The sequence below is a fragment of the Aeromonas sp. ZOR0002 genome (assembly GCF_963866995.1).
GTDB lineage: Bacteria > Pseudomonadota > Gammaproteobacteria > Enterobacterales > Aeromonadaceae > Aeromonas > Aeromonas caviae.
In genome coordinates, this window is sequence record NZ_CAWMFQ010000240.1 from 2,130 (window position 1) to 3,839 (window position 1,710).

A 1,710-nucleotide genomic window follows, 5' to 3' on the forward strand; every position below is an offset into this window, starting at 1 on the left:
GCCGCGTCCGACCCTGTGATGGCCTGATGGATCCAGTGGGCGGTGGCGCCCCCCAGCCTGACCTGGGGACGCTGCTCGTAGATCTGGCGGAAGGCCTGATAACGCGCCGTGCTGTGGGTCAGCTCGTTGTCGGCAAAGCCGTGATCCTCATAGGGTCCCTGACCCGGGCCGTAGGGGGGCTCGCCCACCCAGCCGCCGACCGTGCCGATGGTGGCCGCCAGCCCCTTGGCCAGCCACTTGGGCAGGCCGCCGAGGTTGATGCCCATCATGGGGGAGGAGAGCACCGCCGCCTGGATGTCGTTCGGCCAGCGTTCCAGATAGCGGGCCGAGATGGCCCCCCCCATGGAGTGGGCCAGCAGGAACAGCTTGGCGGGTTGGTCCTGGGCGATCACTTCATCATGAAACTGTTTGAGATCGGCGACATAGTCGTCGAACTGGTCGACATACCCCTTCTCTTTGTCGGCCAGCATGCGGTCTGACATTCCCTGGCCGCGATGATCGATGAGGTAGAGGCTGTAACCCTGGCGCCAGAGATCCCAGGCCAGCTCCTGATACTTGAGGTAGCTCTCGACCCGGCCGTTGACGATGAGGATGGCGCGATCGATCTTGGGCTGGCGCAGGGCGGCATAGCGGAGGGTGACCCCGTCCTTGCCCTGGAACTCCCCCTCGACGGCATGCTGGCGCCAGAAGTCGGGCAGGGTCTGCTGATAGAGGGCGGGAACGTCGGCTTCAGTGGTCAGCTGGTAAGGATTGCTCACGGCAAGGGCTCCGGCAGAAAACAGGGTCAGGGCCAGCAGGGAAAGGGAGGCAGGTTTCATCGGGCAAGCTCCTCGCGCCAGTGGTGGTAGAGCGCAGTGATATCGTTCGAGCAGAGCAGGGGCATGGCGGCTTGCAGGCGGGGCAGCGGCCAGTCCCACCACTGCATGGCTTGCAGCATGGCGACCTGCTCCTCGTCAAAACGGGGGCGGATCGGTCTGGCCGGGTTGCCGCCCACTATGGTGTAGGGGGCCACATCCCGGGTGACCACGGCCCGGGTGGCAATGACGGCGCCATCGCCGATGGTGATGCCGGGCATGATCATGGCTTCCGAGCCGATCCAGACATCGTTGCCGATCCGGGTGTCTCCCTTGCGCAGAAAACCGTCCTGCACGCCGTCACCGAAGCGGGCAGCATCGAAGGGGAAGGTGGAAACCCAGTCCATCCGGTGACCCTGGTTGCCCGCCAGCATGAAGGTGGCGCCGGAGGCGATGGAGCAGAACTTGCCGATGATCAGACGGTCAACTTCCTTACCCCACTGGCCACTGTCCCAGGACTCCCGCGTCGAGCCATCGCCGAGCAGGTAGCGCACGCAATGATCCTCGAACGGCTTGCCGTGGTAGTAACCGGAGTAATAGCTGTACTCCCCGGCCTCGATATTGGGGTTGGTCAGATGATCCCGTATGACCTGGGATTCCAGCCAGCTGCCGAACGGATTTTCCATCACTGATCCTGCCATTCATCTTCTTCCTGTTGTGCGGCCCATCCTTTGCGCGTCAGCTGCATCTGCTGCCACCAGCGTTCGTCCGCCAGGATCTCGCCGGCCGGACCGAGCTGGGGGTAGGGCATCTCTTTCTCCTTGCAGAGCTGGGCATAGACGGGATAGCCCCCCTCGAACAAGATGGTGTTCTGCTCTTCCAGGCTGAGTGGGCAGCCGCGCTGATAACAACTGTG

At 63.7% G+C, this 1,710-nt stretch carries 2 protein-coding genes and 1 pseudogene; all 3 read right to left on the reverse strand.

Annotated features, from left to right (window positions below; all coding sequences use genetic code 11):
• Nucleotides 1–818: alpha/beta fold hydrolase (locus AACR77_RS13405; protein WP_042882093.1), on the reverse strand; the 818-nt coding region annotated here is incomplete at its 3' end.
• Complete coding sequence (locus AACR77_RS13410) at nucleotides 815–1,480, reverse strand: CatB-related O-acetyltransferase (RefSeq protein WP_042882094.1); 666 nt, start codon at nucleotides 1,478–1,480, stop codon at nucleotides 815–817. The genes AACR77_RS13410 and AACR77_RS13405, both read right to left, overlap by 4 nt.
• Nucleotides 1,480–1,710, reverse strand: a pseudogene (locus AACR77_RS13415) (tRNA (guanosine(18)-2'-O)-methyltransferase TrmH); the annotation flags it as partial. The pseudogene AACR77_RS13415 and the gene AACR77_RS13410, both read right to left, overlap by 1 nt.